This window comes from Photobacterium sp. R1, from assembly GCF_054600795.1.
In genome coordinates, this window is record NZ_BAAHZP010000028.1 from 1 (window position 1) to 7,506 (window position 7,506).

8 protein-coding genes are annotated in these 7,506 nt (G+C 38.9%); all 8 read right to left on the bottom strand.

The features are described 5' to 3' along the window. Positions 1 to 331: 331 nt before the first annotated feature. The 8 genes from ACYP03_RS23570 to ACYP03_RS23605 all read right to left on the bottom strand — a co-directional run bounded on the left by ACYP03_RS23570 (position 332) and on the right by ACYP03_RS23605 (position 7,385). Positions 332 to 1,093, bottom strand: coding sequence for a TIR domain-containing protein (locus ACYP03_RS23570; protein WP_459782296.1), 762 nt, complete (start codon positions 1,091 to 1,093; stop codon positions 332 to 334). A 150-nt stretch (positions 1,094 to 1,243) separates the two neighbouring features. Continuing rightward, positions 1,244 to 2,041, bottom strand: a complete 798-nt coding sequence (locus ACYP03_RS23575; RefSeq protein WP_459782297.1) for a hypothetical protein — start codon at positions 2,039 to 2,041, stop codon at positions 1,244 to 1,246. A 111-nt stretch (positions 2,042 to 2,152) separates the two neighbouring features. Further along, a complete protein-coding gene (locus ACYP03_RS23580) occupies positions 2,153 to 2,512 on the bottom strand; it encodes a hypothetical protein (protein WP_459782298.1) in 360 nt (119 codons plus the stop codon). Between the two features lie 121 nt (positions 2,513 to 2,633). Then, entirely contained in the window at positions 2,634 to 3,176 is a 543-nt protein-coding gene (locus tag ACYP03_RS23585) for a hypothetical protein (RefSeq protein ID WP_459782299.1), read from the bottom strand. A gap of 143 nt (positions 3,177 to 3,319) precedes the next feature. Next, positions 3,320 to 3,814 (bottom strand): GNAT family N-acetyltransferase, encoded by a 495-nt coding sequence (locus ACYP03_RS23590; protein ID WP_459782300.1) that lies wholly within the window; start codon positions 3,812 to 3,814, stop codon positions 3,320 to 3,322. 119 nt (positions 3,815 to 3,933) lie between these two features. Beyond that, positions 3,934 to 4,740, bottom strand: a complete 807-nt coding sequence (locus ACYP03_RS23595) for a DUF3800 domain-containing protein (protein WP_459782301.1) — start codon at positions 4,738 to 4,740, stop codon at positions 3,934 to 3,936. 154 nt (positions 4,741 to 4,894) lie between these two features. Further along, positions 4,895 to 5,314, bottom strand: a complete 420-nt coding sequence (locus ACYP03_RS23600) for a lysozyme inhibitor LprI family protein (protein WP_459782302.1) — start codon at positions 5,312 to 5,314, stop codon at positions 4,895 to 4,897. A gap of 76 nt (positions 5,315 to 5,390) precedes the next feature. Beyond that, the gene (locus ACYP03_RS23605; RefSeq protein WP_459782303.1) at positions 5,391 to 7,385 is read right to left on the bottom strand and encodes an AAA-like domain-containing protein; all 1,995 of its coding nucleotides are present in this window, start codon (positions 7,383 to 7,385) and stop codon (positions 5,391 to 5,393) included. Positions 7,386 to 7,506 lie beyond the last annotated feature (121 nt).

The window sequence follows — 7,506 nt, forward strand, 5'->3', positions numbered from 1 at the left end:
GTTTTGTCATTGAACACCTCATTTACGGTGGAGACTTTACCACCTAATTTGGTGTCCGGGATCATTAAACCACTACACTTTGTCTGTCGGTTTTGTTGATACATTTTATTTGATGTGTCGCCGCCATGTTTAACTCCATTGTAATATATGAAATAAAAATCATATCAAATGGTTCAATAGTTTATGTCGACACAGCTCACGAACCAACCTAACGCCCTGTTAAGGTGTGAGCAACGCTATACCGAAGCTCCCGCATACAACCTTAAACACTAAACGCAACGCATAGTAAAAATGCTACGCGTTGCGAATCACTCTTAAACAGTTTGTTATGCTACATCCATCCGCCTTGTGAAGGTGCATCTTCGAAAAGAATTGTTAAAGTTCCTTTTCGAGAAACAACATAATCCCAGCGCTTGGCAGCGACCTCGATGTATTTTTCAGCGGAGCCTTTTGCTAATCCAAGTTCTCGATCGACGTCTGCATATTTAATTGCAGCTGTATTGTCGCTACTAGGACGTTGCCCCATCCATGATTGGATCAATGATATACAATCATTTTCATCAGTTATTAACTCAGACCCATCATGTTCCGCGATTTCACTTTCAACCGAATCATTTTGTTCACTAGGCATTACTTTCAAACCTAGTTTGCTAATTGATTTATTGATTCTGTTATAAGCAGGACCAAGTGAAGCCACAAGATTCCCGTCTTGTCTGTCGGGATCAAATGTAGCAGGAGTAATGCCTAGTAGATCGGTAGGGAGGTGGAAATCTTCATGACCACGAGGAATAACAATAAAATTACGCTCACGTCCTAAACCGCCAACAAACAGACCAAGTTCAAACACTACGTTATCACGAACAGTCTTTTTAGATTCCCCTCTCAATTGAGTTATATCGTCAGGGGAGAAGACAAATAACCCGAAGTCAGAATCGTCTAACACGTCCATTAACGATTCCATAGTATACTTACTTAAATCAAAAACACCTTGAGACCAAACTGTCACCTCTACCGAGTGCTCTAAGTTTTCTTGAATTGCGTAAGCAACATCTAAATTTTCGACAGATGAGCCAATAAACAACCTAGGCTTCATATATTTAATATCCTCACTAAATTTTGCTATGTAGCAAAACGCCCCGCTAAGCCAAGGCAAATATGGAAGTTGCTTTGTGGTAAAGTGAGCGAAGCGAACAACAAAGCAACTGGAGTATTTGGCTTCGGCTTGAGCGGTTTGTTATGGCTTTTACCATAGCTCATCTATTAATAACGTTTTCCTAATGCTACCTCTAATACCATCTACAAGAGCCCTATGGTGGCGCCTGTTGTGATTAAAGCTATTGTAGACTCCAACTGGATCAAATTTTGGAACTTCGTTATTTTCAAAGAAGCTCTTTGCGAAACCAAGCATAAAAGTCTCCAGCTCTTCTTTTAAAGTATCGGTTAGGTTTATGTTGATATCTTTGAGCAGGGTGCTTATGTCTTCACTCACACTCTTTGGCATGAATGGATCATTAGAAAAGTCACTTAAAGTATTTAAAACACTCTGCGCTTCTTTTGTAAGGTAAATCTTGTCTATTTCAATCTTACCTAACTTTAGATTTTCGTATCGTTGCTTTCCGACATCTAATTTTTCTTTAGACTTTGGCTCGGCAGCGAAGGTTGAGACTATTTCAACATCCATCAACTGATTGGATGAACCACATGGTATCCAAGAAGCGGTGTTTTCAATCGCTTTAGTTGTAGTATTTTTTTCATCTGAAAACACAAAACCAAAGTCTTTTAACATGTGTATTACGTTTATTTCAACCAGTGAAAGATAATTTAGCCAGTTTTCAACTGAGTTATTATTTTGCTTTAGCTCCGCCAAAAAGCTTGCAAGTAATTCTGACTGCTTTTTAATGGCTTCAGATCTTATCGGCTGTAAAATCGTCGATTTTGCTCTCCTATAAGTCAACACCGCAACAATAGTTGCTGTACCCGCGAACAGAATCGTAGACAGATCTTTAATAAACGAAATATTACTCTTTAAAAACTCTATCACATCAAAACTCCTCTTATCCGCCTTACACGCTCGGGTGAGCCATAACGCCCCGCGCATGCGCGCGAACTTGTGAGCGTCGCAGGGGCCGCAGGCCCCGAATGACGCGGATTGTTATGTGTGAATTTCAAATCGAAGCTCACCACCAGATATTTTTAAGTTGCCAAAATCACCGGTAAGCTCAAATCCACCATCGACCACCTGCAATGTATCAATGTTGCCGTAATCACTTGAACCGTCTAGAACAGTTGATGACATTACAGTTGATTTGGGCTTTAAACCAGATACGGAAACTGTATTAGCGAATTGAAGTACTGCTTTTCGGTAACACGTATATTCATTTAGCTTCGGTTCAACATAATATTTGGACTCTGGCCAGACGCTAGCCTCCAGCTCAAAGCTCAGGCAGTTATTCTCACAGCTCCAATCTAAAACAAAAGAATCATTCAGATCGATACCGTTGAATACTTCCATTTGACGCCAATCCATAGTCATTCACACATAACGCCGCCAACACAGGCCGAGCGTAGCGAGGTCCAGTGCAATGCGCTTTTTGCATTGCACGTTTATGCTTGGCCTTGTTAGCACTTTTGCACTAAATGAATGTAATAACATAATCTCCCACAGTTATTTCTAGTGACCTGGTATAAAAAATCTTCTCCTCTCTGGTGATGGAAAAGTGATCAAAAACATCAACCCAAGCTTCAATACTGATATTCATGAAGTCTTTGAGATTAATTTTATTACCGTTTTGGTCTAAGACCTCCAAACTTGGTTTTTTAATTGTTGTTTTGGGATCAATCTCCCCCGGAGCCATAGGACGGTAAGAAAGCTCTTTTTCGTCAATTGCCGATACCGAGGATACCTTTCCAGGATCTAAACCGAAGTGCTTATTTGCGTTTGCAATATCTCTGCACATCTTCAAAGAATCAAAGGTATTGCAATAACTATGAATCGTATTCTGATCCAATTCGCTAGATTTAATAACCCAATCGCGCAATGAGTGCGAAGTTATACAAAAATTGAAAAAGCGATCCAATACCTCTTCGTCTTTCTTGGATGTGTAAACATTTATTGATTCTCTGCACAACTTGAGCAGTAAATCATTTGGGCTTTGAAGGCTAGGAATTACGCTCATAGTTGAACTCTACCTGAGTGCTAACGCCGCGTTAAGAGGTGAGCAACGCGATGCCACTCAACTTAAACTATTGTGCCATAAACACAAAAGCTAAACTTTAAACCAAAACTGCCAAGCGTTGAGAATCCCTCTTAAACGCTTTGTTATGTGCGTGCTAGACGGTAACGCCTTACCGTACCCTCACTGTCATCTGTGTAGTTACCGAGATATTCACCACCACAGTTTTCGATGACCTTTTGAGATGCGGGATTGTCAATTGAGCAAGTAACAATAACTGAGTCCGAGACAACGTGATCTCGCACCCAAGCAAGCAGAAATGAGGCAACACCCTTACCACGAGCTGACGGTCTAGTTTCGTAGCCGACATGACCAATGACATTTTCTACGTTGGCATTAATACCTTTGCGAACTCGGATTGCACCTAAAATTTCAGAGTTCGATACACAGTAGTAAGTTGTGCTGGGTAAATATCCGTTTGGTAACTCGGAAGTTGCCTTAGAACGTTCGATCAAACCTGACAAATAAGCTGTCGGATTTTGCTCTACACCCGAATATTTTGGGATACCCGAATCTAAGCATTCTTTCGCATAACTCACTAATATTGGAGCCAAATCAGGGTTGGCCTCAACCACTTCCATGTCGATTTTCCTCATAAGCACATAACGCCGCATTAAGGTGTGAGCGGCGCTTGCCTACACTTTGAGCGAAGCGAAAATGGCAAGCGTTGCGAATCACTCTTAAATGCTTTGTTATACAATTACTTGCGATGAATTTCTTGATGATTTTGCCACAATACATAGTCATACAAGTCAGCATCAATTTGCTCTTTTTTTGCTGATACCTGAATTGTATCCAAGAAGTCAAAGCCTGATTTATCAATACAATTAAGAATTTTCCAGTCTGTTTCAGTTTTATTCTTTTTAACCGCTAACATTTGCGACTTATTGAAGCAGTACGCAGCAAAATCTGCGATTTGTAAATAAACATTAGACTTAGACTCTTCAAATTGAATAAAGTTTCGAGGCGTAAACTGAGTCAGAAAAGAAAACTTTAGTGAGCTACCTGCATTCCGGATGCCTTCATCACAATAGAAATCAATATCACCCGCCAGCCCGTTGTCAGCAATATAGGTTAAGCTCTTTTTTAGCGTTAAATAGAACGCGACATGTTCAAAGTTCAATTTATCTAAATGTTCTAATTCTCCAATGGAATTAGGATCTATACCATTACGTTCATAGAAGCTCTTATCCCATGTTTGCGAAACACATGGGATGTAGTGAGAAGAAAACACATCACACATAACTTCAAACGTAGCAAATCTGTCTTCCTGAGGCATTACAGACCACTGCCCTTTCCCATTCATAATATCGGTCAGGTGAAACTCTTCTATTCCCCATGTTTTACGAATTAATTCAACCCCAGCTAGCATGATGTCTGTTAATTGCTGAACTTGTTCAGGTAGCAAAATAGTTGCTACATAAGACTTTCGGTTATCTGCCAGCCAGTTTGATGGTGTTGAAATCCCCGGTGAGCCGGAATCATCAAAAGCAACAATTGTTCTCATAATTTTCCTAATTGTATAACGCTGCGTTAAGGGGTGAACAACGCTACCGCCTAACCTAAACCATTGTGCCGTAAACACTAAAACCGAATCAAACCCAAAATGCCAAGCGTTGAAAATCCCTCTTGAACGCCTTGTTATGTGCGTGGTTGATAGGTCACTGTTTTGGCTCAGGTAAGACTGGTGGCGTACTATCCATGTAAGTTAAAAAGTTCGCCCAAATTTCATGAGTTCTTTGCTTCGTTAGCTTAGTTTCGCAAGAGATAGCCATAACACCGCGAATCGTACCCTCACGCCACTGAGTATAAACAGAGTCGCAATGAGACGACATGTAAGCCTGCCAGTCATTTTGAGCCACTTTGATAGCATTAACTAGCTCAGGGTCATTTGAATTATGCTTAAAGCTAGCCTCTAGATAATTCAACAGTTCTGTTTTTGCGGACGCTAGTTCAATTGATGCACACTGGTTAATTTGAAGAGTATTCAATGCATTATCGCAGTCGATAGCTGTATCTTTGGCATTAACCGCCACAGTAAAAACCAAACTTGAGAGAGCCAATAATAATTGCTTTTTCATCATTTTCCTCGAAAGCACATAACGCCTGCATCAGGTGCGCCGTAGGCGTCACCTGGATGCACTTGTTACAACACGGTTACATCATTTCGTTGATATCATTTTCTAAATTACTCATGCAAACCCTGAAGTATGCAAATTGCTCTTCAGATATCTCTTTTGCGTGAGCATCTGCTCTGGATGCATTGATGAACTCTAGCTGCTTAAAAGTATCCTGTTTAGTTTTATCGAAAGAGTTTTTAAAAACATCCCACTGCTTGGAAATGATTTTTCCTAAGTCGAGGAAGTATATTTCACTCTTTGCTGCATCAAATAACTCATCATAGGCAAGACCTGCAAGTCTTGATTTTCGTGGCTCACCGAAAATTTTTAAAATCACAGTTTTAGCTTCTGCTGATCCCATATTAGCTTTGAGCAGGAACTTTACTAATTTTCTAAGCTTTACTTCAGCCGAGTTCCTTCTGTGTGAAATTTCACTCCACATTTCTTCTGTAGTGAGGCCTATTTTCTTGTACCTAGATTGGTTCAATATGTAATCTTTTATAGAGTCAATATTGAAGTCAAATCCTAATCTATCTTTTCTAATTAGGCCATATCCTAAAAGATGAGCTGTATATGATGGATGAAGGTCAGCGAACTCTTGAAAAGTTGAAACGTCATCATTTGCCAACATTGATAACATCTCATATTCATCCGGATAATATTCTTTCAAAACACCAATTATCATTTCAAGATAATTTGAATGATTCAACATGAAGTCATTTTTTGCATCTTTGTAAGAGTACCTGCCTATATTAACCGGACGCTCCAACTCTTTCACACCTTTAGATATAAGACTGCAAACATGACGCATTAAAAATGGGTGACCACCAAAATCATCAGTAAGGCTTGAATAAACACTCTCTTCAAATTTAAGCCCCATTCTCTTACCAAGCTTACGCACCATTTCTCTCGTGTCTCTTACTTGAAAGCCAGGTATATATACAGGATTAAAATGATTGAATATTGGGTTGTCGATATTGTCAATCTTTGGAAGCTCTATACACGTTGGATTCGTACCAACAATTAGATAAGATATGAGATTTGCATTTCTTTGGAAAATTGAACGAAGGGTTTGCCAAAACAAAGCAAAGTCTTTTCCATTACACCAATGATTAGCTGGAGCAGTATTTCTCGAGATATTCTCAATTTCATCGAAAATTAAGAATATTGCCCCCCTTAATTTCGCTCTACATTCTTTAAGGAATTTCTCTGTAAGATGTGAAGCATCTTTTTCTGTAAATTTAGATTCTTCTGGGAATTCCAGTTCGATTTTTAGATATTCCTTGATTTTAAAGCACAAATAATACAATGCTTCATTCCAGCGCCTTTGGTTAAAAGAGGTTTCTTGACAGTCAATTATTACAGCGTTTATGTTTTCTTTTAATAAATTTCTTTCTATCCCATTGATGAGTGATGTTTTACCAGTTTTACGGAGCCCGAAAAGGCCTGAGTTTTCTCCACTTTTTAATCGATTGGTGAGCTCTTGGATTAGGTCATTTCTTCCAAAGAAGTAAATGTCTTTTTTTAGTGGAGCTTCAAATGCAAACAAGTCACGCGTATAAAAGTATTTCCTAAACCTATTTCTGAAGAAGTATGAGTCTTTTATTTTATCTAATTCTCTGTAGTAAAATGGAATTATCACCTGTGTTTCTGGTTCGTTTTTTATTAGTATCTGCAGGGATTCTTCCACATTGGCGTCTGCACTAACCAATATGTTGCATATTTTCTCGATTCTGAGGGATGAATGCTTTTTAGATATGTATTCAAATACATCAAGCGTTCTAGCTTGTATGCTTTCATAGTTACTAAATACTACAACTATCTCCCTATCGAGATTAAACATATCCGCGTAAACTTCTGTTGGATTTAAAACAATGTATTTATATACACTATTGTATCCAAGATTTATTTCTTCTCCGCCATTGGTTATGAAGAACTCTTTAGATAATGTTTGAATGACTTTTTTCTCATCCTCAGAGAAGTGAGAATCTTTAAACGATGGATGAATTCCTGGATATGTTTTTTCGCTCATTTCTTCATATCACCTAATTTCGTAATGTTCATAATTAAGGGTTGTAACGCTGCGTTAAGGGGTGAACAACGCTACCGCCTAACCTAAACCATTGTGCCGTAAACACTAATACCGAATCAAA